Here is a 22,394-nt window from a genome sequence, read left to right as displayed (position 1 = left end):
CAGCCGTAGTCGTCCTGCCGCCGGGTCAGAGGTCCGCAGCGGTGGCCTCCGCGGCGCTCAGCACGGCCGCGGTCTCGGGATGGCCGCAGTCGCGCGCCCACTCCAGGGCGGTGCGGCCGCTGCCGTCGTCCTCGCGCAGGCGGGGATCGGCACCGTGCGCCAACAGCTCACGCACCGTTTCCGTGTGCCCCCAGCACGCGGCCGCGCACAACGGGGTGCCCTCCGAGCCGAGTCCGCCGCTCTCGGTGTCGGGGCGGGCTCCGGCCGCCAGGAGCAGCCGGGCGATCGCGGCCTGTCCGTGCACGGAGGCGAGGTAGAGCGGGGTGGCACCGTCGCGGTCACCCCGCTCCGGGTCCGCCCCGGAGCGCAGGAGCGCTGCCACGCGGGAGATGTCGTCGTGCAGGATCGCGGTGAACAGACGCAGGGCGAGCTTCTTGCGTCGGCGGTGGTTCACCGGAGGTGTCCCGCGATGGTCCGTGCGCACTCCATCGACTCGGCGTGGGTGGTGTCCACCTCCAGGTCGTAGGTCACGCCCCGGTGGACGAGGTCCGCCTGGGCGGCGGCCATCCCGATGACGCGGTCACCCCGGGCGGTCTCCCGCCCCGCGGCGACACCGGCGTCGCAGCGGACCCCGACCCACAGCACCCGCAGGTCGGCCAGGGCCTTCTGCCAGCGCTGCTGTGACTCGGCCCCGCCGAGGAAGACCTCGTCGACGACGACCCGCGCGCCCGAGCGTGCCATCGCGGCGACCCCCTCGATCCATGCCGCCTCCAGCCGCCGGAACTCCGGCCCGACCGTGACCTCTCCGTCCGGGGCGAACCCGATCCCGGTGTCCGAGGCCCGCATGGCCGCCGGCATCGCGTCGACCAGTGTGTCCGTCCCGAGAGCCAGCCACGGATCCGGCAGGACGGCCTGGAGACACCGCACGATCCCGGACTTGCCGGAGCTGGAGCCACCGTTGAGCACGATCACCTGGGTCGTCACCGGGCCACAGTAAGGGAACCAGGGCCCGCGACAAAGTGGTATCCGACCGCCTTCACGGCGCCGTGAAGGCGGTCGCCCCACCCTGGCGCCACGGTCAACTCGCGTGCGGTGGACGGACGATCGGGCGTCGGCGTGGTGTCAGGCGTTCGGGTCGAAGGGGATGCCCGACGGCATGGAGTGTGCCAGGGCGTACGCGAAGTCGCCGTCCTTGATCTTGATGGTCGCCGCGCCGAAGTCGGCGCTCATGAGCTTGTCGCGGAACCCGGGCGGGTAGCCGTTCCAGCCCACCAGGCGCGGATAGAACCAGCCGCCGGTCACGTTCTCCGGGGGCTCGTCATTGGCGTTGGCGAAGCGGAAGTCGTGGGTCGAGATGCCGTCCTTGTGGTAGACGATCTTCGGATGGGTGCCGTCGAAGCGGACCGAGGAGCGGGCGGCCACCTGGTAGCCGGTGTGCTGGGACACCGACACGTACTGGACCTCGTTGTCGTTGATCCACACCACCACGTGCTCCCAGTCGTGGGTGTGCCCGATGGCCGCCGGACCCAGGGTCGCCTGGTCCTTCTCGAAGTAGCTGGCGTACACGACCGCACACCAGCCGTTGTCGCACTTCTCGCGTGAATAGGTGTTGGCGTTGGCGAGCTGCGCGTAGTCGTGGCAGTGGCCGTTGACGTCGCCGCCGAGCTTCAGGCCGGGGTTGATCCTGCCGTCCGCGCCGATGGCGGCCGTGGCGTAGCAGCCGTCGCCGTCGTAGTCGTAGGCGGGGGAGAAGGTCTGTTCCAGGCCGTCGGCGTTCTGCGGCAGCAGGGTCAGGACGTCGGCGTCGGCCCGCGCGGGGAGCGTCAGTACGAGAGCCAGCGCGGCGAGTGCGACGGCCGGGGCCGACCTGCGCGGTCGCGGCCGACGGCGGCCGTCGGATGCCGGACCGGCGGGAACTCGTGCGGGGAAAAGGGGGGTTCGCACCTCAACTCCTCATGCGTGAGCCTCGGACGGGGCGTGGTCGCGCCGCGAACCTAAAGGCGTGCATCACTTAAGTCAAGTGATGAAGTAAGCGGTGAGGCAATGGAGTTGAGGTTGGCCCTGTCACCAGGCCGCATTGCCGGCACCGGCACGACGCCCCGGCACCCCTCCTCCCCTCAGGCTGGTCAGGTCCCCGACCCCCAGATCTGGAGATCCGTGTTCCCGTGGCTACCTTGCTCGGTCGATGGGGCCGTACCGCCCTCCGGCGGCGCCGGCTCGTGACGTTGGTGTGGGCCGTGCTGCTCGGCGCCGTGGCTGTCGGCGCCGCCAAGGCTCCGGCCGCCTCCGGCGGCGGCGCGTCCTTCATGCCCGGCATCGAGGCACAGCAGGCCTTCGATCTCATCGGGCAGCGATTCCCCGGCTCGGACGCCGACGGCGCCACCGCGCGGATCGTGTTCGTCGCACCCCGTGGGGAGAGGGTGACCTCGTCCGGCCATCGCGCCGCCATCGACACCCTGGTGCCGGAGGCCGCCGGCGAACCGCAGGTCTCGGGCGCGGTGAGCAAGGACGGCTCCACCGCCTGCGCCACCGTGGACTCCAAGGTGAAGGCCGACGCTCTCACCACCTCCGACAAGGCGGCGCTGGAGCAGGCCATCGGCCAGGCCCGCGGCTCCGGCCTCACGGTCCAGGCCGGTGGCACCGCGCTCCCCTCGAAGACCGCGGCGGGCGGATCGTCGGAGGTCATCGGCATCGGCCTCGCTGCGATCGTCCTGCTGATCACCTTCGGCTCCTTCGCGGCCGCCGGACTTGCCCTGCTCGCGGCCGTCGTCGGGGTCGGGGTCGGCATGGCCGCGATCCTGGCCCTCGGCCACGCCCTCGCGCTACCGCGAGGAACGGGACGCCGGGCACGCTTCGGCCGACGCCGCGGGACTCGCCGTGGGTACGGCGGGCTCGGCTGTGGTCTTCACGGGGCTGACCGTGGTCATCGCGCTGGCCGGGCCGCCCGTCCTGTGGCTCAACGCGCGCCCGGACGTGTTCCTGTTCGGCATCGGCGACCCCGAGGGCCGCGTGGAGCACGTGCTCTTCCGGGCCAAGGCCTACGCCGAGACGGGCGCCGACGCCTGTTCGTCCCCGGGCTCGTGAACCCGGACACGGTGGCCGAACCGGGCCGTCGTGTCAGCGTGGGCACCGCGCTCGCCCAGACCGCGTACGGGGCGATGCGGCGCGCCGTTGCCGAACTGCTGGACTCGGGCACCTGTGCGGCGATGGAGCGCGCCGTGGACTCCGGCACCGTCAACAGCGCGGTCACCGCCGCACGCACGCGGCGCGGACCGTACCTGTGAGGCGACTTTGCGTGCGCCGATGGGTTTCTTGGGCTGAACCGGACATGCCGGTCCGCTGCCGTACACGTTCCTCCTCTCGGATGTCCGTGCACGGTTCGCATGATCTCGCTCGCTCAGCACCGTCCGAGGAGAACCCTTGTCCCGACGCTCGTCCCACCCCGCACGCACCGTCACGACGGCGGCCGCAGCGCTGGCCGCCGTCGGCGCGCTCACCGCGGCGGCCGCACCCGCCTCCGCGCACGCGCCCGCGCAGCGGCACCGGGCCGCCCGGCACGTCCTGCTGCTGTCCGTCGACGGACTGCACCAGTCCGACCTCGCCTGGTACACAGCCCGTCACCCGCACTCCGCGCTCGCTCAACTGGCGGGTGGCGGCGTGGAGTACACCCACGCGGCGACCACGAACCCGTCCGACTCCTTCCCCGGCATGGTCGGCCAGCTCACCGGCGGCGACCCGGGTGTCACGGGCGTCTACTACGACGACACCTACAGCTCCGCCCTCCTGCCGGCCGGCACCACCACGTGCACCGCCACCGGGCCCGGTGCCGAGGTCGACCTCACCGAGGACCTCGACAAGGACAAGACCGCCCTCGACGCCGGCCAGGGCCTCAAGGGCCTGCCCGGCAGCATCCTCCGGATGACCGGCGACCCCACCCGCCTCCTCGACCCCGCGAAGCTGCCCGTCGACCCGAAGACGTGCAGACCGGTCTACCCGCACTCCTACCTGCGCGTGAACACCGTCTTCGAGGTGGCCCGGAGCGCGGGGCTGCGCACCGCCTGGTCCGACAAGCACGCCGCCTACGACATCCTCAACGGCCCCTCCGGCCAGGGTGTCCAGGACCTCTTCACGCCCGAGATCAACAGCGACGCGATCGGCTACGCGGCGGGCGACGACTGGACGAAGGACAACGCCGCGACCCGGCAGTACGACGGCTACAAGGTGAGCGCCGTCCTCAACGAGATCGACGGCTACGACCACGGCCGGACCCGCAGGGTGGGCACGCCCGCGGTATTCGGCATGAACTTCCAGTCCGTCTCCACGGCCCAGAAGCTGCCCACGTCCGACGGCCTGACCGGCGGCTACCTGGCGAAGGGCGTACCCGGCCCGCTGCTGGCGAGGAACCTCGACTTCGTGGACCAGCAGGTCGGCGCACTCCTCGCCGAGCTGCGCAGGCAGCACCTCGCCGACAGCACCACGGTCATCCTGTCGTCCAAGCACGGCCAGTCGCCCACCGACCCCGCGGCCCTGACCCGTATCGACGACGGCCCCCTCCTCGACGGCCTGAACGCCGCCTGGAAGGCCGCTCACCCGGGCGCCGGTGACCTCGTCGCGCACGCGGTGGACGACGACGCCATGCTGATCTGGCTCACCGACCGGTCCACGGCCGCCACCGCCTTCGCCAAGGCCTACCTCCTCTCCCGGTCCGGAACCGGCAACGGCATCGACGGCACGGCCCGGCCCTTCACGGCGAGCGGGCTGAAGACCCTGTACGCGGGCGCGGCCGCGGCCGGCTACTTCCACGCCCGCCCGGGCGACTCCCGGGTGCCCGACCTGGTCGGCGTCACCCAGTACGGCGTCGTCTACACCGGTGGCAAGCGCAAGATCGCCGAGCACGGCGGCGCCCACGCCGACGACCTCGACGTCCCGCTCGTCGTCACCGGCGCCGCCACCCCGCACGGCGTCCGCGTCGACAGCCCGGTGCGCACCACGCAGATCGCCCCGACGATCCTGCGGCTGCTCGGCCTCGACCCGCGGAGCCTGGACGCCGTACGCGCCGAGCACACCCGGGCCCTCCCGGTGCGCTGAGCCCTCGCGCCCGTCACCCGGGCGGTTGATCCGGACGGAGTACGTGTCCGTTACTCACTTTCGGGTGACCGCCCGGGAGACCTTCCGCGGGCATGCCCGATATGCCGCAGAAATTCAGCATTCAGGACGTAAATGGTCATTGCATCCGAGAGTTATGGATTGCTGCGGGAAACGTAATGCTCTGCGCGTTTCCCTCATAAAGTCCGCCGCAGGCTGGAGGGTGTGCGTACGCGGCCGACCGGCCGCCGACCCGCGCCAACGCGCTCTCGCGAAGGGGGACCCCGTGTCCGTTTCTTCTTCCGTCCGTCGTGTGACGGCCGCCGCTTCCGTGGCCGCCGCCCTGGTGGGCGCGGCGGCCCTGCCGGCCGCGGCCGGCGGTCAGCACCTGGGCCGTCCGCACTCGGTGGTCTACATCAGCGGTGTTCGGCACGACGGGCAGAGCCGGGCTGACCACTCCAACCGCACGCTGAACAACCAGTGGGTGGCGGTCACCAACAGCTCACGCCGGGCAGTGAACCTGGACCGCTGGACGCTGTCCGACCGGAACGGCCACACGTACACCTTCCACCACGTCCGGCTCGCCGGCCGGGCCACCGTGCGCGTCCACACCGGAGTCGGCCGGAACACCAAGACCGACCTCTACCAGGACCGCCGCATCCGGGTGTGGGACAACAACGCCGACGCCGCGACGCTGCGCGACGACCGCGGCCGCGTGCTCGACGCCGTGTCCTGGGGCGGCCACGGCAAGCGCCACTGACCCCTTCCTCACCCGGCAGCCCCGGACGGCGTTCGCGCCGACCGGGGCTGCCCCCTTGCCCGGCCCTTTCCTCCGCCACGGCTCCGGGGCCTCACGGCGGGCTCACACGCGCCCGTCGGCGGCTGTGCGGCAGGCGTAACCGCTGATGATCAGGTGCGGAGACACCGGCGTAATGAGCCGTTCGTACCGTCACGGAGGGTGAGATCAGGTCGAGCACTGGACAGGGAGGCGCCCGTGGCCGCGCCGGGCTCGCGGAGCGAGGGCACGACGAAGGTGCGGACGGTCTGCTCGTACTGCGGAGTGGGCTGCGGCATGGTCCTCGACGTCGGCACGGGACCGGACGGACGGCGTACGGTCCTGAAGGCGAGCGGGGACAAGGGGCACCCCGCGAACTTCGGACGGCTGTGCACCAAGGGCGCGACCACGGCCGACATGCTCGCCGCCCCCGGCCGGCTCACCGGCGCCCTCGTCCGGCCGGACCGCGGTGCGGAGCCCCGGCCGGCGCCCCTGGCTGCAGCCGTCACCGAGACCGCCCGCCGGCTGCGCGCGATCATCGACGAGCACGGCCCCGACGCGGTCGCTCTCTACGTCTCCGGCCAGATGAGCCTGGAGGCGCAGTACCTGGCGAACAAGCTGGCCAAGGGCTTCATCCGCACCAACCAGATCGAGTCGAACTCCCGGCTGTGCATGGCCGGCGCCGGCACCGGCTACAAACTGTCCCTGGGCGCGGACGGACCGCCCGGCTCCTACCAGGACCTCGACCGGGCCGACGTCTTCCTCGTCATCGGCTCCAACATGGCCGACTGCCACCCCATCCTCTTCCTGCGGATGATGGACCGCGTGAAGTCGGCGGGCGCCAAGCTGATCGTCGTCGACCCGCGACGCACCGCCACCGCCGCCAAGGCCGACCTGTTCCTCCAGATCCGACCCGGCACCGACCTCGCGCTGCTCAACGGACTGCTGCACCTGCTGCACGAGAACGGACACACCGACCCCGCCTTCATCGCCGCGCACACCGAGGGCTGGGAGGCGATGCCCGGCTTCCTCGCCGACTACCCGCCCGCCGCCGTCGCCGAGATCACCGGCATACCCGAGGACGACATACGCGAGGCCGCCCGGCTGATCGGCGAGGCGGGGGAGTGGACGAGCTGCTGGACGATGGGCCTGAACCAGTCCACGCACGGCACCTGGAACACCAACGCCCTGGTCAACCTGCACCTCGCCACCGGCGCGATATGCCGCCCGGGCTCCGGCCCCTTCTCGCTGACCGGCCAGCCCAACGCCATGGGCGGCCGCGAGATGGGCTACATGGGGCCGGGACTGCCCGGCCAGCGCTCCGTGCTCGCCGACGCCGACCGGGCCTTCGTCGAGGAGCTGTGGCAGCTGGAGCCGGGCGCCCTGCGCGCCGACGGGGTCGGCAAGGGCACGGTCGAGATGTTCCGCAAGATGGCCGACGGGGACATCAGAGCCTGCTGGATCATCTGCACCAACCCGGTCGCCTCCGTCGCCAACCGCAAGACGGTCATCGAGGGCCTGGAAGCCGCCGAACTCGTCGTCACCCAGGACGTGTTCGCCGAGACGGAGACGAACGCCTACGCCGACGTCGTCCTGCCCGGCGCGCTGTGGACCGAGACCGAGGGCGTCCTGGTCAACAGCGAGCGCACCCTGACCCTCGCCCGACCTGCCGCCGACCCGCCCGGCGAGGCGACCGCGGACTGGCGGATCATCGCCGCCGTGGCCCGGGAGATGGGGTACGAGAAGGGCTTCGCCTACGACAGCGCGGAGGAGATCTTCGAGGAGATCAAGCGCGCCTGGAACCCGGTGACCGGCTGGGACCTGCGCGGGGTGAGCTACGAGCGGCTGCGGACCACACCGGTGCAGTGGCCGGCGGCCACGCCGCAGGGGCCCGACCGCAATCCGGTCCGCTACGTCGGCGAGGACGGCGCGCTGACCTTCCCGACGGCGAGCGGCCGCGCGGTCTTCCACGCCCGCCCGCACGTCCCGGCGGCCGAAATGCCCGACGACGACTACCCGTTCGTGCTCAACACCGGGCGGCTCCAGCACCAGTGGCACACCCTGACCAAGTCGGCGAAGGTGGCCAGGCTGAACAAGCTCGACCCCGGCCCGTTCGTGGAGGTGCACCCCGGGGACGCGGACCGCCTGGGCCTCGCCGAGGGGGACTCGGTGGAGGTCGCCTCGCGGCGCGGGCGGGCCGTGCTGCCCGCCGTCGTCACCGACCGGGTGCGGCCCGGCTGCTGCTTCGCGCCGTTCCACTGGAACGACCTGTTCGGGGAGTACCTGAGCGTCAACGCGGTGACCAACGACGCCGTCGACCCGCTGTCGTTCCAGCCCGAGTTCAAGATGTGCGCCGTGTCGCTGACCAAGGTCGCCACCGCGGTGACGGTGCGGACCCCGGTGCCGGCGGGCACACAGGCCGCGACCCCGGTCGCCCTGCCGCTCGCCGCGCCGTCCACGGTGTACGTTCCCGGCCCCTTCGGGCTGGATCCCGCGCCGCCTCCGCCGGTCCTCGCCGCACACGAACGCCGGTATCTGACCGGCTTCTTGGCGGGCATCCCGTCCGGCGCCCCGGGCGTCCCGGTCCTGCCGCCGGACGCCCCGTTCAGCCCGGAGCACGCCCTGTGGGTCAACGGCGTCCTGGCCGGCATGTACTCCAGGACCAGCGACGCGACACCCCTGGCCGCGACGGAGCCGCACGCTTCCCGCCGCCAGGTGGTGATCCTCTGGGCGTCGCAGACCGGGAACGCCGAGGAGTTCGCGTCCGCGGCGGCGGAGCGGGTCACCGCGGACGGTCACCGCGCCGCCCTGCTGCCCATGGCGGAGGCGGACCCCGCAACGTTGCCCTCCGATGCCGACCTGCTGCTCATCACGAGCACCTTCGGCGACGGCGACGCCCCGGACAACGGCGCCGGCTTCTGGGACGCCCTCGCGGCGCCCGACGCACCACGCCTCGACGGCAGGCGGTACGCCGTCCTGGCCTTCGGCGACTCCTCCTACGACGACTTCTGCGGCCACGGCCGGCGCCTCGACCGGCGCATGGCGGAGCTGGACGCGACACGGCTGGCACCGCGCACCGACTGCGAACCGGACTACGAGAGCGCGGCCGGAGACTGGCTCGACCGGATACTCGCCACGCTGAGCACCGCCGAACAGCCGCCCCCCGCCGAGCCCGGGACCCCTGCCACCCCACGGACCGCCCCGCAGGCCGCGCCCCGGTCGGCCCGCCCCGCCCCGGTCACCGCCCGTCTCACCGGCAACCGCCTGCTCAGCCTGCCCGGCGCCGGCAAGGAGGTCCGGCGCTTCACCTTCGACACCGGCGACAGCGACGCCCCCCTCGTCTACGAGGCCGGGGACGCCCTGTCCGTACAGCCGGTCAACCGGCCGGAACTGATGGCCGAATGGCTCGCCGTCACCGGCGTCGACGCGGACACGGCCGTACAGGTCAAGCACGCCGGAGAGGTGCCGTTCGGCGAAGCCCTGCTACGGCACCTCGACATCACCCGGGTCACCCCCGACCTGCTGCGCTTCGCCGCCGACCGCACCCGCGACCCGCGCGAGCTGCGCAAGCTGCTCCGGCCCGACAACAAGGGCGAGTTGGCGCAGTGGTCCTGGGGGCGCCAGGCCGTCGACGTCGTCGCCGAGTTCGGCGTCCGGGCCGCGGCGCAGGACTGGGCCGACGTGCTGGGGCGGCTGCAACCCCGGCTGTACTCCATATCGTCCAGCCCCCTGACCGACCCCCGCCTGGTGTCCCTGACGGTCTCCGTGGTCCGGTACGAGAATCCGGACGGGCGGCCCCGCCAGGGCGTGTGCTCCCCGTTCCTCGCGGACGCGGAGCCCGGCACCCCGGTGCCGGTCCGGGTCCAGCGGGCACCGCACTTCCGCCCGCCGGCCGACCCCGCCACCCCGGCCGTGATGGTGGGTCCCGGCACGGGCGTCGCGCCCTTCATCGGCTTCCTGGAGGAGCGGCGGGCCCGCGGCCACCGCGCTCCGAACTGGCTCTTCTTCGGCGAACAGCACCGCGCGACGGACTTCTACTACGAGCAGGAGCTGACCGCGTTCCTCGCCGAGGGCACGCTCACCCGCCTCGACACCGCCTTCTCCCGGGACCAGCGCGCCAAGGTCTACGTCCAGGACCGGATGCGCGAACACGGCCCGCTGCTGTGGTCCTGGCTCCAGGACGGCGCCCACTTCTACGTCTGCGGCGACGCCTCCCGCATGGCCAAGGACGTCGACCGGGCCCTGCGCGAGATCGCCGTCGTGCACGGCGGCCTGGACGAGGCCGAGGCCGCCACCTATGTGAAGCAACTCGGCGCCGACAAGCGGTACGTGCGGGACGTGTACTGATCCCGGTCTGGTCTCCGTTCCGTTGTGTGCAGGTCAAGGGCAGGTCATGGGTGCGGAAGGCGGGTTGCGGTACGCGTATCGTTGGTGCGGACAAACAAAAGGCACCTCGTTCGGTGAGGCGTCTTCACGGACACAGGCCACTGATCCCACCCGTCGAGAGACGCTCCGGATCAGGACAGGTCTCCCCGGCCCAAGGGGTGACCCCAAGTGGCTTCCCCGCACGGGGATCACGCCGTGGAGTGCCAAAGCTCTGACGAGAAGGGGTGTGCCGGGCCGAATCGGCTCCGGCTGCCCTCCACCACAGGACCGCGACACTCTCCGCGCGGCCGTGACCGGGAGGAGGCGACATGGACAGTAGTCCGGGCCATAGTCGGCCCCTCACCGTGTTGTCCGCGCCGTCCTTCCGCGGCCCGCAGCAGCCTCTTCGTCACTGATCCCCGACCGGCTCACCCGGCCGGCAGACCGTGCGCCGGTGCGCGCCCGGTGTGCCCGGTGCGCCGACGCGGGGACGTCGTGCGCTGTCACGGGCCGCCCGTAGCCCCGTCATACCGGGGCAAGGGGGTGTTCATCTTGGCTGCCCACACTCTGCTCATGTCCACTTCGGCCCGCCTGCGCGACCGCCGGGTCAACCTGGAGCGCCGTGCCACCACGTCCAAGGCGGTCCGTACCTCGCTGGTCTCCCTCGCCGGGCTGATCGGCGCACCGGCCACCAACCAGTCCGGCGACGAGGTCGGCCGCGTCGTCGACGTCGTCGCCCGGCTCTACGGCACCGACTCCTACCCGCCGGTCACCGGGCTCATCCTGCGCATCGGCCGGCGCCACACCTTCCTGCCCGCCGACGCCCTCGGCAAGGTGCACGCCGGGCACGTACGACTGCGCACCGCCCGCGTCGACCTGCGCGACTTCGTCCGCCGCCCCGGCGAGGCGCTGCTCGCCAAGGACGTGCTCGACCACCAGCTGGTCGACGTCGACGGTGTCCAGGTCACCCGCGCCGCCGACCTGTACCTCGCGCCCCTGGTCGACCAGGTCGTCCTCGTCGGCGTGGACGTCTCGCTGCCCACCCTGCTGCGCCGCCTCGGCCCGCGCCGCTGGCAGGCCCGCCCCACCCCGGAGCGGGTGCTGGACTGGCAGGCCATAGCCCCCTTCGCCGAGCAGGCCACCGAGGGCCCGCCGGAGGTCCGGCTGCGTGCCTCGAGGGCCGCGCTGCACCGGCTGCGCCCGGCCGACCTCGCCGACATCCTCGAAGACCTCGGCCGCGCCGAGCGCCAGCAGCTGCTCGACTGGCTGGAACCGGAACAGGCCGCCGACGCGCTGGAGGAGATGGAGCCCGCCGAGCTGCAGAACCTGCTGCGCGAGGCACAGCCGGAGCACGCCGCCCGCCTGGTCGACGAGATGGAGCCCGACGAGGCCACCGACGCCCTGCGCGACCTCACCCGAGAGGAGCGCGAGGCCCTGCTGACCCGGATGCCCAAGGACGAGGCCGCCGAGCTGCGCCGGCTGCTCGCCCACCGGGAGGGCACGGCGGGCGGTGCCATGACCACGCTGCTGATCACCGCCCGGCCGGACGAGACCGTCGCCGAGGTACGCGGCCGGCTGGCCGAGCAGCACGAGCACCGGACCGAGATCGACGCGGTCGCCGTGGTGGACGGCACGGACCGGCTGCTGTGCGACATCCCGCTGTTCGACGTCGCGGTGGCCGAGGACACCACCCCCATATCCGACCTCGTCACCTGGCTGGCCCAGTTCGGCCCGCCGGACACCGTCCGGGCCGACACCTCCCTGGCCGAGGCCGCCGACCAACTGGTCGCGGCCCGCGCCTCCTCACTCCTGGTGGTCGACGACAGCGGCCGCCCGCTCGGCCGGATCCTGGCCGACGACCTGCTCGACGCGATGCTGCCCGAACGCGGGCGGCTGCACTTCCGGAGGTTCCTGCAGTGACCCGCGACCTCGACACCGCCACCGCGGCACCGCAGGCCACCACGCCCGCACGCCGGACCGGCTGGCGGCGCATCACCATGATCGCGGCGGTCGCCGGACCCGGACTGGTCGCCGCGAACGCCGGCAACGACGCCGCCGGCATCGCCACCTACGCCTCGGCGGGCTCCCAGTTCACCTACGGCACCCTGTTCTTCATGGTGCTCGTCACCGTCGCCCTGGTGATGGTGCAGGAGATGGCGGTCCGCCTCGGCGCCTACACGGGCAAGGGCCTCGGCGCCCTGATCCGCGAGCAGTTCAGCCTCCGCCTGACCGCCCTCGCCGTGTTCTGCCTGCTGCTCGCCAACACCGGCCTGGTGGTGAGCGAGTTCGCCGGCATCGGTGCCGCCTTCGAGCTCCTCGGCGTCCCCAAGTGGGCGGTCATCCCGCCGGCCGCGATCCTGCTGTGGGCGCTGGTGCTGTTCGGCTCCTACCACTGGGCCGAGCGCATCTTCCTGATCATGTCGCTGGCCTTCTTCGCCTACCCGGTCGCGATGATCCTCGGCCACCCCGACTGGGGCAAGGTCGGCCACAACCTCGTCATCCCGCACATGGAGCCGAACAAGGCCTTCATCCTGCTGGCGGTCGCTCTCATCGGCACGACGGTCAGCCCGTACATGCAGTTCTACGCCGCCGCGGGCGTCGTCGACCGGGGTGCCAAGCCCGCCGACTACCCGCTGATCCGCGCCGACGCCATCCTCGGCGCCGTCTTCGCCTGCGTCATCAGCCTGACCATCATCATTGCCACCGCCTCCGCCATCGGCGGCACCGGCCCGCTGGACTCCGCCGCCCAGGCCGCCGAGGCCCTCAAACCGGTCGCGGGCCGCAACGCCGAGCTGCTGTTCGCGCTCGGTCTGCTCGGCGCCTCCGCCCTGGCCGGAGCCGTCGTCCCGCTCTCGGCGAGCTACGCCATAGGAGAGGCCGCCGGCGTGGAGCGCTCCGTCTCCCGCAGCTTCCGGGACGCCCCGCTCTTCCTCGGCCTGTTCACCGCCCAGATCGTGCTGGGCGCGGTGGTCGCGATGACCCCGGTCGACGTCATCCAGCTGCTGATCGGCACCCAGGTCCTCCAGGGCCTGATCAGCCCCATCGTCCTGGTCTACCTGCTGGTGCTGACCAACCGCCGCTCGGTCCTCGGCCCGGCCGCCAACGGCCCGCGCTACCGCGTCGCCGCCACCGCCGTGGTCGTCGGCGTCGCCGCGATGTCGACGATCCTCCTCGTCCAGACGGTCCTCGGCTGGGTCGGTCTCGGCTGATCCACGCCGTTCACCCCGGCGTGCCGCACCCCGATGCCGGGCCGCGGGCCGCCGGGGACTACCGTCCCGTGGTGGACCCGAGCCGGACTCTTCCGCGCCGAGGCCCCCGTACCGAGCCGAAGGAGGACGTTCCGCATGGATGGCCACGCGCCGACCGCACTGGCGGCCGGCCAGCTCCCCGAGCTGACCACAGGACGACTGCTGTCCACCTGGCAGCTGGACATCCCCGCCTTGCTGCTGGTCATCGCCCTGGGCGCGCTCTACGGCTGGGGACTCGCGCGGCTGCGCGAGCGGGGCGAGCCCTGGCCCCCGGTCCGCGTGGCCGCGTTCGTGCTGCTCGGCCTCGGTGCGCTGGTGGTGGCCACGATGTCCGCGCTGGCCGTCTACGACCATGTGCTGTTCTGGCCGGCCGCCGTGCAGAACGTGCTGCTGGACCTCGTCGCCCCCCTCGGCCTCGCCCTCGGCGACCCGCTGCGGCTCGCCGTCGAGGCCCTGCCGGAGGGTGCCGCCGGGCGGGTGCGCCGGGCGATGTCCGGCCGCCTGGTGCGCCTGCTCACCTTCCCCTTCATCAGCACCGCTCTCGTGCTCACCACGGAACTGACGGTCTACTTCACGCCGTACTTCGCCACCGCCCTGCGCGTGGGCTGGCTGCACGAGCTGATGTACCTCCACCTGCTCGTGGCCGGCTGTCTCTTCGTCGTACCGATGCTGACCCACGAGCAGACGCTGCCCCGCTGGTGCACCCACCCGGTCCGGGCCGCCCTGGTCTTCCTGGACGGCATCGTCGACGCGGTCCCGGGCGTCGTGGTGATGACGCACGGCACGCTGATCGCGGGCGCCTGGTACCTGCACCACGCGCCGAGCTGGTCCCCGGACGTCCAGCACGATCAGCAGATCGGCGGCGGGGCGATGCTCAGCATCGCCGAGCTGGTCGCCCTGCCCTTTCTGCTGGCCCTCCTCTACCAGTGGGCGCGCGCCGAGCGCGTCCAGAACGCCGCCCTGGACCGCCGCCTGGACGCGGAACTCACCCCCGCCGTCGTGCCCGCCCCCGCCGCGGACCACGCCCACCAGGCCCCGTCCCCCGAGGCCGAGCGGGTACGCCCCTGGTGGGAGACGGAACAGAACGAGGTGGCCCAGCGGATCCGGGGCCAGCACCGGGAGAAGTGATCGCCCGCGGACACGGTGGGGCCGGACGGAGCACGGACTCCGACCGGCCCCACTGCCGTGACCGGCCGGACCTCCTGCGACACGGTCGCGGTCGGCTACGGCGACCACCCGGCCCGCGGTCCCCTTCGCGCGCCGTCGGCGTCGGACAGGCCGGATCAGGTGTCGAGCGCGTCCAGGACGGCGTTCGCCATCGCGCGTTCCCCGGTGGCGTTCGGGTGCAGCGGCAGCGTGGGGGAGGCGGGGAACAGTCCCTCGATCCAGGGCGCCGCGGAACAGCTGTCGTGGCCCCGGGTCGGGGTGAGCGTGTCCACGTACGTGGCACCGGCGGCCCGGGCGGTGGCGGCGACCGCGTCGTCGAGATCGCCCAGCACGGACCGCAGGAAGGCGATGTCCCCGGTCGTGACCGGCAGCTTGCCGAGACACTTCCCGGGGTCGTCGGGAAGCACCGCCGGATAGCCGACGACCAGCACCCTGGCCTGCGGGGCCCGCTCGCGGATCAGCCGCAGGGCACTGCCCAGCCGCGCCGCCGCGGCGTCCAGACGCTCGTCAAGAGTGTGCTGGTAGTAGTCGTGGCAGGGGGTACCGAGGGGATCCGTCACCGAGAGCGCGGTGCAGGTGACGGCGAGGTCCCCGAAGCCGAAGTCCGAGGTGCCGAGGTCGTCGCCCGCGACGGTGAGCGTGACCAGGGTGGTGTCCGGCGCGACGGCGTCGAGTTGGGGCCCGTTGACCACGACTCCGGCGTCCGTCTGGGCCGTGGTGAGCGCACCGACCTTCGCGCCCGCACAGGTCACGTCCCGGTACGTGCGCGGGCCCAGGGACGCGGCGACGAGCCGGCCGTAGTCGTGGTCGGAGCGCATGCACAGGCCCGCGGACTGGGCGGGGATGCCGGCGCCGGCGGCGTACGAGTCCCCGAGCGCCACATAGGCGCCGCCGGTCGACGGCGCGGCGTGGGCGGTGGTGGTGGACACGGTCGCGAGGAGTAGGCCGCCGGCGAGGGCGGACGTCCAGCGCACGAGCGCCTTCGCGCCGCGGGCGGCCCGTGGGGCGCAGGGGGCCTCGGCGGTCGTCGTGCGTGGTGCGCGGTGGCTGCGGTGCGTGCTCGGCGATGCGGCTCTGGGCACGGTTGCTCCTGGGGAGACGGGACGACGGAAGCACAACTCCGGTACCGGCCGGTAACGTTGTGGACATCGTCGTAGCCCCCCGCCTCGCGGACCATGTGCCCGCGCACAGCGGCGCGACGCCCCTGTTGTGCCCGCGCACACCACCTTCGTGGACGCCGTCGCCCGTTTGTAACCTGCCGGACATGAGCCGCACACCGCCACCGCCCGCCGAGATCGCCCCCGTCGCGGCCGCGCTGCTCGGCCGCGCGCACGAACTGGGTGTCCGCATGGCCCGCCGTATCCGCGCCGAAGTCGGCTACTACGGCGACGAAGGCCCCGTCGCCTTCGAGGAGTTGACCGCCAGTTGTCGGCGCAACACCGAGCTGGTCTTCGGACAGCTGGCCCACGGCTGTGCGGCCGGCATGGATCCGGCGCAGGAGACGGGCCGCAGAGCGGCACGCGAGGGCGCGCCGCTGGGGGAGTTGCTGCACGCCTACCGGGTCGGCTCGGAGTTCCTGTGGTCCGAGCTGGCGTCCGCCGCCCGTGCCGCGGACGCCGTCACCACCGACATCCTCGTGGCCCTCGCGGCGTGGTGGGTGAACGAGGGCCTCGCGGCGGCGGCCAGCGACGCCTACCGCGAGACGGCCGCGGAACTGCTGCTCCAACGGGACCGCGAGCGCTCCGTACTGGTCGAGGCCCTGTTCACGGGCATGCTGACCGACCGCACCACCCTGTGGGAAGCCGCCGACGCGCTCGGCCTGCCGGCCGAGGGTCCCTTCGTGGTCGTGGCGGCCGCCGTCCCCGTGCCGGGCCGCGAGGCGCTGCCCGGCATCGAGCCCCGGCTGCTGGCCGAGCGGATCCGCTCGGCCTGGCGGCTCCTGCCCGACCTCCAGGTCGGCATCATGGCCGTGCGCGGCCCGGACGGCGAGGACGCCGCGCTGCGCGTCCTCGGCGGTGTGCCCGCGGCCCGGGTGGGTGCCAGTCCCGCGTACCGCGCCCTACGGGACACCCCCAGGGCCCTGCGACTGGCCCGCCTCGCGCTGGCCCGGGCGCCGCGGGAGGCCACGGGCGTCCTGCGGTTCGACGACAGCCCGGTCGCCATGCTGGTGGCCGCGTCCGTGGACGAGGCCACCCGGATCGCGCGCACCGTCTTCGCGCGCGTACTGGCCCTGCCCGACGAGGAGCGCGGCAGGCTGCTGGCGACCCTGGAGCAGTGGTACGCAGCGGGAGGCTCGGCGGTCGACGCGGCACGGCAGCTGTACTGCCACCGCAACACCGTCCGCTACCGGCTGCGCCGCCTCGAGGAGCTGACCGGCCGTTCCCTCCAGGACCCCCGCGCGATCGCGGAACTCTCCGTGGCCCTGCACGCCCTGCGGCTGCTCCCGCCATCTCCCGAGGCACCGTGACGTGAACCGCGTACCCTGCACGGGGAGTTGGCGACCGCCCTATCGCGTCGTCAGTTTCGCGTGGTCGACGTCGGGGAGCCAGTCGCGCCCCGGGGTGTACTCCAGCCAGCGGCGGGCGCGGCCGGTCTCGGCGAAGCCGCGCAGCAGGGTGTCGAGCAGCGGGTGACGGTAGGCGTCGTGCCAGGCCAGCGACCACGCGTACAACGGGGTCGGATCGACCAGCGGGATGCCGCGCAGCCCCGAGTGGTCCGGCAGCGGCGCGTCGGCCGGGAAGAGGGTGAAGCCTTCGGGGTCGGCGCGGACGTGCTGGAGGAGGTGATCGAGGCCCAGGTTGGGGCCGTCGTGCCGGCGCGTGATGCGGAACTCGTCGGCGAAACGGCACAGGAAGTCCAGGCGGCTGAGTTCCGCCGGGCTCCACAGCGCGCTGTCGCGCAGGTCGGCGGGGCGCAGGGCGTCGGCACCGGCCAGCGGGTGGGACGGACCGAGCACCACGTCGACGGGCTCCAGCCGTACCAGCCGCTGGGTCAGGGCCGCGTCCCGTCCCTCGGGCAGCGGATGCACCCGGCCGAAGCCGAGGTCCGCTTCACCGCGCACCAGGGCCTGGGCGACCGACGGCCAGTCACGTCCCGGACCCGGTTCCCACCGGACCGGGCCGTCCGCCCGGACGGCGGCGGCGACGGTGCGCATCGGCGTGTACAGGTGCCCCCAGATGTCGATCCGCACGGCCGCTCCCGCGCCGGTCACGGCCGCGACGGCGCGCTCGCCGGCCGCGAGCGCCTCGCGCGCGCCCGGCAGGAACCGCTCGCCCGCCTCGCTGAGCCGGACGCCGCCCTGGCGCTCGAAGAGCCGTACGCCGAGCAGCTCCTCCAGCCGGGCCACGCGCTTGGACAGCGCCTGCTGGCTGGTGTGCAGCTCCTCGGCGGCGCGCCCGAAGTGCAGTGTCCCGGCGGTGCCGACGAAGGCGCGGACCAGCGCGAGGTCGAGATCCATGCCGCTGACCATAGGCGACAACGCGGCGTTGTCGCCCGGCGGGTCCGGTTGTTGGCCGGGCCGGTGCCCGCGGCGGTCAGATGGTTCCCGAGGCCGCACCCACCGCCGTACCGGCCGCTGGTGCGGCAGGCCACCGAGGAGGACGACACCGATGAAAGCCTTTCTGCCGACCGGAGACCCCGCCGAGCCCGTCGTGCTCGCCGATGTCGCCGAGCCGACACCGCGCCCCGACGAGGCGCTGGTGAAGGTCGAGGCGTTCTCCGTGAACCGGGGCGAGACCTTCAAGCTGGAGAAGCCCCTGCCCGGTGACCGCCCCGGCAAGGACATCGCGGGGCTGGTGGTGCAGCCGGCCGCGGACGGGAGCGGGCCGAGCGGGATCACCCGGGTCGTCGGCCACCCCATGTCGGGCGGCTGGGCCGAGTACGTGGCGGTGCCGACCGGCGCCCTCGCCGAACTGCCCGACCGGGTCAGCACCCTTCAGGGCGCCGCCCTCCCCCTCGCCGGGCTCACCGCGCTGCGGCTGCTGCGCGCGGCCGGCCCCGTCGTGGGCCGTCGGATCCTGCTGACGGGTGCGTCCGGGGGCGTGGGCCACTACGTCACCGAGCTGGCGGCCGCCGCCGGGGCCCAGGTCACCGCCGTGACCCGGGACGCCGAGCGCGGCGCCCGGCTGGCCGAGCTCGGCGCCGCCGACATCGTCCACGACGTCGCCGACGCCCGGGGCCCGTACGACCTCGTGCTGGAGTCGACCGGTGGGCAGGCCCTCGCCGCCGCTCTGGCCCGGCTCGCCCGGCGCGGTACCCTCATCTGGTTCGGGCAGGCGGGCCGCAGGCCGGCGACGCTCGACTTCTTCGACTTCTTCGACGGTCCGGAATCGGCCGTCCTGCGTCACTTCCACTACCTCGACGCGGACACCCGCCTCGACGACGACCTGGCCGCGCTGGTCCGGCTGACCGCCGAGGGGCGGCTGCACCCGGAGATCGGCCGCGTCACGGACTGGGCCGGCACCGCTGCCACCCTCACCGACCTGCGCGACCGCCGCATCCGGGGCAAGGCCGTCCTCACGCTCACCTGAACAGCGTCGGCCAACCCGCCGCTTCCACCAGCCAGTTCACCCACCACCGAAGGAGTGCGACCATGACGACCGTCACCGACCCCAGGGCCGTGGTCATCCGCTACGTCGAGGCCGTCCGCGACGGCGACGCGGACGTCGTCCACGACAGCTTCGCCGAGGACGCCACCTGGCACTACCCGGGGAACCTGCCCATCTCCAGGGTGTGGCACGGGCGGGACCGCATCATCGGGGAGTTCCTCGGCAGCATGGGACCGGTCCTGGTGCCCGGCACCCTCGAGATCGAGCTGATCAGCACGATCGCCGAGGGCGACCGCGTGGTGGCCGAATGGACCTCCAGGGCCAGGACCGTGTACGGCGGTGTCTACGACAACCGCTGCCTCGGCATCTACACCGTCCGCGACGGCAAGATCACCTCGGTCGTCGAATACGCCGACACCCAGCACGTGGCAGCGGTCCTCTTCCCCGAGCACGACGCCCGGTAGGTCCCGCTCCGGCCGCGCCCCGGGCGGACGAGCCCGTGTGCCGAGCGCCGTCCGGCGGGCCCCGGGGCAGGGCCTCAGAGCTCCTTCCGCATGAGGACGCACATCGTCTCGTACCGGCGGAGCGACCCGTCCGGGCCCTCCTCGTCCCAGGCGTCCGGCTCGCGGCCGTACGCGACGTAGCCCAGCCGCTCGTACAGGGCGCGTGCTCGCCGGTTGTCCTCCTCCACGGCGAGTTCCGCCGTACGCAGCCCACGGCCGACGATGCGTCGCTCGGCGGCCCGGATCAGCAGCGTGCCCAGCCCGCAGGACTGGAGTGCCGGCAGCACGGCGAGCTGCCACACGGTCCCGGCGCCCGCGCGGGCCCGGTAGTCGACACCGCCGATCGCCACGGGCAGGTCGGCCGGGGTGCAGACGGCCAGATAGTCCACCTCACCGGCCGCCGCCCGCACCAACTCCCGCTCCACTTGGCGCAGATGGGTGGCCGAGCCGGACCATGTGCAGGCGGGCAGATCCCCGGGTGTCAGGTCGCGCACGGCGACCGGGAGGGCCAGGGTGGTACGGAGAGGGGCTCCGGCTGTGTCGGTCATGGACGCGAGCATGCCGACCGGGGCGACGGCGCGCCACCGCGTTTCCGCCGCGCCCCCCGTCCGGGCCCCGGCGCCGCGGCACGTCGGGGGTGGTCGCGAGGGAGGATCCCGTAGCGTGCCGGGATGGTGACTGTACGAGCGATGACGGAAGCCGACGTCGAGGCCGTGGCGTCGATACGCGTGACCGGCTGGAAGACCGCGTACGCCGGGATCGTGCCCCGCTCCTGCCTCGACCGGATGACCGTCGAGGCGGACGCGCGACGACACCGGGAGCGCCTCGCGCGGCCGGGAAGCGGCAGGACCGACCTGGTCGCGGTCGACACCGACGGGCGCGTGTCGGGGTGGGCCTGCCTCGGGCCCTGTCGTGACGCCGACACCACCGCGACCACCGGTGAGCTCTACGCCCTGTACGTCCGGCCCGCGCTCATCGGCTCCGGCATCGGCCGCACGCTGCTCGGCTCCGTGCACGCACACGCCCGCGCGTACGGTTTCGACCAGATGGTGCTCTGGGTCCTCACCGGCAACACTCCGGCACGCCGCTTCTACGCACGGGCCGGTTATGCCGCCGACGGCGCCGTCCAGACCGACGAGTACGACGGGGTGTGCGTGCCCGAACTCCGCTACCGGCTGGCCGCCGGTGCCCTCCAGCGGCCCGGTGGTGCTCGGTGATCCAGCGGGCCGCGACCAGGCCGGAGGCGGCGGTCAGGGCCGCGGCCGTGATCCCCGTGGTGTCGAGGCCGAAGGCGTCCGCCGGCAGCCCGGCGATCAGGGCGCGGGCGGCGTAGCCGATGTCGCGCCAGAAGCGGTACGTGCCCAGGGCGTTCGCGCGCCAGGCCGGGTGGGCGTGGTCGGAGACCGAGGCGATCAGCGCCGCACCAGCCCGCCGTGCCCGCCGCCCGCGACGCCTGAGCGCTCCGCTGGAAGTGCCGCACTGCGCCGTCGGTGCCGAGGAGGTCACCCGTGAAGAGCCCAACGCGCGCGTCGCCGCCGGTGGTGTCGTCGTGCTCGATGCGCGCCCGGCGGAGGAGCACCGGGCCGGACACATCCCCGGCGCACTCTCCATCCCGGCCGGCGAACTCGCCGACCGGGATGGAGAGTTGCCCGAGGAGGCCGGGAGCGTGGTCCGCTGCCGCGGCGGCATGCCGGAATGGCGCCTGGCCGAGCTGCCCGTCGACACGGCGGACCTCACGTGAGCGGGCGCACTACTGTGCCGGAAGACACATCGCAGCACGTCCGGTACCGCACCGAGGAGAACGACGATGGCTCCTGCCGAGGCCGAGGCCCAGGCCACCTACGCCGTCACCGGCGCCACCGGCCGGCTGGGCGGACGCGTCGCCCGCCGCCTGGCCGCCACGGGTACCCCGCAGACCCTGCTGTGCCGCACTCCGGCCCGCGCACCGGAACTGCCCGGCGCGACCGCCGTACCCGGAGCCTACGGTGACCACGACGCCGTCCTCCGCGCCCTGCGCGGCACCGACCGTGTGCTGATGGTCTCCGCCTCGGAGTCCCCGGACCGCGTCGCGCAGCACCGCACCTTCGTCGACGCAGCGGCCGAGGCGGGCGTCGCCCACCTGGTCTACGTCTCCTTCTACGGCGCCGCACCCGACGCGACCTTCACCCTGGCCCGGGACCACTGGCACACCGAGCAGCACATCCGTGCCAGCGGCGTGCCCTTCACCTTCCTGCGTGACAACCTCTACGCCGACTTCATGCCCGGCCTCGTGGGCGAGGACGACACGCTGCGCGGGCCCGCCGGTGACGGTCGGGCGGCCGTGGTCGCGCAGGACGACATCGCGGACGCGGCGGTCGCGGTCCTGCGCGATCCGGGCCCGCACACCGGTCGTGCCTACGAGCTGACCGGCCCCGAGGCGCTCACCCTCGCCGAGGTGGCGGCGACGATCGCGGCGGTCACCGGCCGCCCGGTCTCGTACGTGCCGGAGACCGTCGAGCAGGCCTACGCCTCCCGCGCGGGGTACGACGCCCCCGACTGGCAACTCGACGCCTGGGTCTCCACCTACACAGCGATCGCCGACGGCTCCCTCGCCGGGGTGACCACCGCCGTCCAGGACCTGACCGGCCACTCCGCCACCACGCTGGAACAGCTCCTGCGTGCGACGCCACGGCCCGCCGGCTAGGCCGTGTTTTAGGTCGGAGTT

General features: G+C 73.3%; 19 protein-coding genes, 1 pseudogene and 1 riboswitch. Of the genes and pseudogenes, 14 read left to right on the top strand and 6 right to left on the bottom strand.

What is annotated here, in order from left to right; genetic code table 11:
• Window positions 1-25 precede the first annotated feature (25 nt).
• The 3 genes from BIV23_RS44360 to BIV23_RS44350 form a co-directional block, all read right to left on the bottom strand.
• On the bottom strand, window positions 26-454 hold the full coding sequence (locus tag BIV23_RS44360) for an ankyrin repeat domain-containing protein (RefSeq protein WP_071386686.1): 429 nt from the start codon (window positions 452-454) through the stop codon (window positions 26-28).
• Window positions 451-984 (bottom strand): chloramphenicol phosphotransferase CPT, encoded by a 534-nt coding sequence (cpt, locus tag BIV23_RS44355; protein WP_071386674.1) that lies wholly within the window; start codon window positions 982-984, stop codon window positions 451-453. Before cpt ends, BIV23_RS44360 begins: the two co-directional genes overlap by 4 nt.
• A gap of 138 nt (window positions 985-1,122) precedes the next feature.
• A complete protein-coding gene (locus BIV23_RS44350; protein ID WP_071386685.1) occupies window positions 1,123-1,839 on the bottom strand; it encodes an NPP1 family protein in 717 nt (238 codons plus the stop codon).
• A 326-nt stretch (window positions 1,840-2,165) separates the two neighbouring features.
• Here BIV23_RS44350 and BIV23_RS44345 point away from each other — a divergent pair.
• The 8 genes and pseudogenes from BIV23_RS44345 to BIV23_RS44315 form a co-directional block, all read left to right on the top strand.
• Window positions 2,166-2,952: pseudogene (locus BIV23_RS44345) on the top strand (MMPL family transporter); the annotation flags it as partial.
• Between the two features lie 128 nt (window positions 2,953-3,080).
• On the top strand, window positions 3,081-3,284 hold the full coding sequence (locus tag BIV23_RS48040; protein WP_079173812.1) for a hypothetical protein: 204 nt from the start codon (window positions 3,081-3,083) through the stop codon (window positions 3,282-3,284).
• Between the two features lie 136 nt (window positions 3,285-3,420).
• Entirely contained in the window at window positions 3,421-5,088 is a 1,668-nt protein-coding gene (locus tag BIV23_RS44340; protein ID WP_071386672.1) for an alkaline phosphatase family protein, read from the top strand.
• 283 nt (window positions 5,089-5,371) lie between these two features.
• A complete protein-coding gene (locus tag BIV23_RS44335) occupies window positions 5,372-5,845 on the top strand; it encodes a lamin tail domain-containing protein (protein ID WP_071386671.1) in 474 nt (157 codons plus the stop codon).
• Between the two features lie 312 nt (window positions 5,846-6,157).
• The gene (locus BIV23_RS44330; RefSeq protein WP_425443588.1) at window positions 6,158-10,207 is read left to right on the top strand and encodes a bifunctional nitrate reductase/sulfite reductase flavoprotein subunit alpha; all 4,050 of its coding nucleotides are present in this window, start codon (window positions 6,158-6,160) and stop codon (window positions 10,205-10,207) included.
• 98 nt (window positions 10,208-10,305) lie between these two features.
• A riboswitch (M-box (ykoK) riboswitch) is annotated at window positions 10,306-10,477 on the top strand.
• Between the two features lie 321 nt (window positions 10,478-10,798).
• Window positions 10,799-12,145 (top strand): magnesium transporter MgtE N-terminal domain-containing protein, encoded by a 1,347-nt coding sequence (locus BIV23_RS44325; RefSeq protein WP_071386669.1) that lies wholly within the window; start codon window positions 10,799-10,801, stop codon window positions 12,143-12,145.
• Window positions 12,142-13,434, top strand: coding sequence for an NRAMP family divalent metal transporter (locus BIV23_RS44320; protein WP_071386668.1), 1,293 nt, complete (start codon window positions 12,142-12,144; stop codon window positions 13,432-13,434). Before BIV23_RS44325 ends, BIV23_RS44320 begins: the two co-directional genes overlap by 4 nt.
• Window positions 13,435-13,569: 135 nt before the next feature.
• On the top strand, window positions 13,570-14,601 hold the full coding sequence (locus tag BIV23_RS44315; RefSeq protein WP_071386667.1) for a cytochrome c oxidase assembly protein: 1,032 nt from the start codon (window positions 13,570-13,572) through the stop codon (window positions 14,599-14,601).
• A gap of 155 nt (window positions 14,602-14,756) precedes the next feature.
• Here the strand turns inward: BIV23_RS44315 and BIV23_RS44310 are convergent, their stop codons facing one another.
• Window positions 14,757-15,722 carry an SGNH/GDSL hydrolase family protein gene (locus BIV23_RS44310; protein WP_071386666.1) on the bottom strand — a complete coding sequence of 322 codons (966 nt, stop codon included), beginning with the start codon at window positions 15,720-15,722 and terminating at the stop codon, window positions 14,757-14,759.
• 182 nt (window positions 15,723-15,904) lie between these two features.
• On the opposite strand from BIV23_RS44310, the gene BIV23_RS44305 reads away from it, so the two are divergent.
• On the top strand, window positions 15,905-17,107 hold the full coding sequence (locus tag BIV23_RS44305; RefSeq protein WP_071386665.1) for a PucR family transcriptional regulator: 1,203 nt from the start codon (window positions 15,905-15,907) through the stop codon (window positions 17,105-17,107).
• Window positions 17,108-17,146: 39 nt separating this feature from the next.
• On the opposite strand, the gene BIV23_RS44300 is transcribed toward BIV23_RS44305, so the two are convergent.
• Complete coding sequence (locus BIV23_RS44300; RefSeq protein ID WP_071386684.1) at window positions 17,147-18,097, bottom strand: LysR family transcriptional regulator; 951 nt, start codon at window positions 18,095-18,097, stop codon at window positions 17,147-17,149.
• 151 nt (window positions 18,098-18,248) lie between these two features.
• On the opposite strand from BIV23_RS44300, the gene BIV23_RS44295 reads away from it, so the two are divergent.
• Together BIV23_RS44295 and BIV23_RS44290 are read left to right on the top strand one after the other, a co-directional pair.
• Entirely contained in the window at window positions 18,249-19,169 is a 921-nt protein-coding gene (locus tag BIV23_RS44295; protein WP_071386664.1) for a zinc-binding dehydrogenase, read from the top strand.
• A gap of 62 nt (window positions 19,170-19,231) precedes the next feature.
• Window positions 19,232-19,651, top strand: coding sequence for a nuclear transport factor 2 family protein (locus BIV23_RS44290; RefSeq protein WP_071386663.1), 420 nt, complete (start codon window positions 19,232-19,234; stop codon window positions 19,649-19,651).
• A gap of 74 nt (window positions 19,652-19,725) precedes the next feature.
• Here BIV23_RS44290 and BIV23_RS44285 read toward each other — a convergent pair whose 3' ends face one another.
• Window positions 19,726-20,238, bottom strand: coding sequence for a GNAT family N-acetyltransferase (locus BIV23_RS44285; RefSeq protein WP_245790944.1), 513 nt, complete (start codon window positions 20,236-20,238; stop codon window positions 19,726-19,728).
• Between the two features lie 123 nt (window positions 20,239-20,361).
• Here BIV23_RS44285 and BIV23_RS44280 point away from each other — a divergent pair, with 123 nt between their 5' ends.
• From BIV23_RS44280 to BIV23_RS44270, 3 genes are all read left to right on the top strand, one after another.
• Window positions 20,362-20,907, top strand: a complete 546-nt coding sequence (locus tag BIV23_RS44280; RefSeq protein WP_245790943.1) for a GNAT family N-acetyltransferase — start codon at window positions 20,362-20,364, stop codon at window positions 20,905-20,907.
• 140 nt (window positions 20,908-21,047) lie between these two features.
• The gene (locus BIV23_RS44275; RefSeq protein ID WP_245790942.1) at window positions 21,048-21,431 is read left to right on the top strand and encodes a rhodanese-like domain-containing protein; all 384 of its coding nucleotides are present in this window, start codon (window positions 21,048-21,050) and stop codon (window positions 21,429-21,431) included.
• A 66-nt stretch (window positions 21,432-21,497) separates the two neighbouring features.
• Window positions 21,498-22,373, top strand: coding sequence for an SDR family oxidoreductase (locus BIV23_RS44270; RefSeq protein ID WP_071386659.1), 876 nt, complete (start codon window positions 21,498-21,500; stop codon window positions 22,371-22,373).
• The last annotated feature ends 21 nt before the right edge of the window (window positions 22,374-22,394 follow it).

The organism is Streptomyces monashensis (assembly GCF_001866665.1).
GTDB lineage: Bacteria > Actinomycetota > Actinomycetes > Streptomycetales > Streptomycetaceae > Streptomyces > Streptomyces monashensis.
Note: the sequence above shows the minus strand (reverse complement) of the source record. Positions and strands in the feature narration are given on the sequence as shown.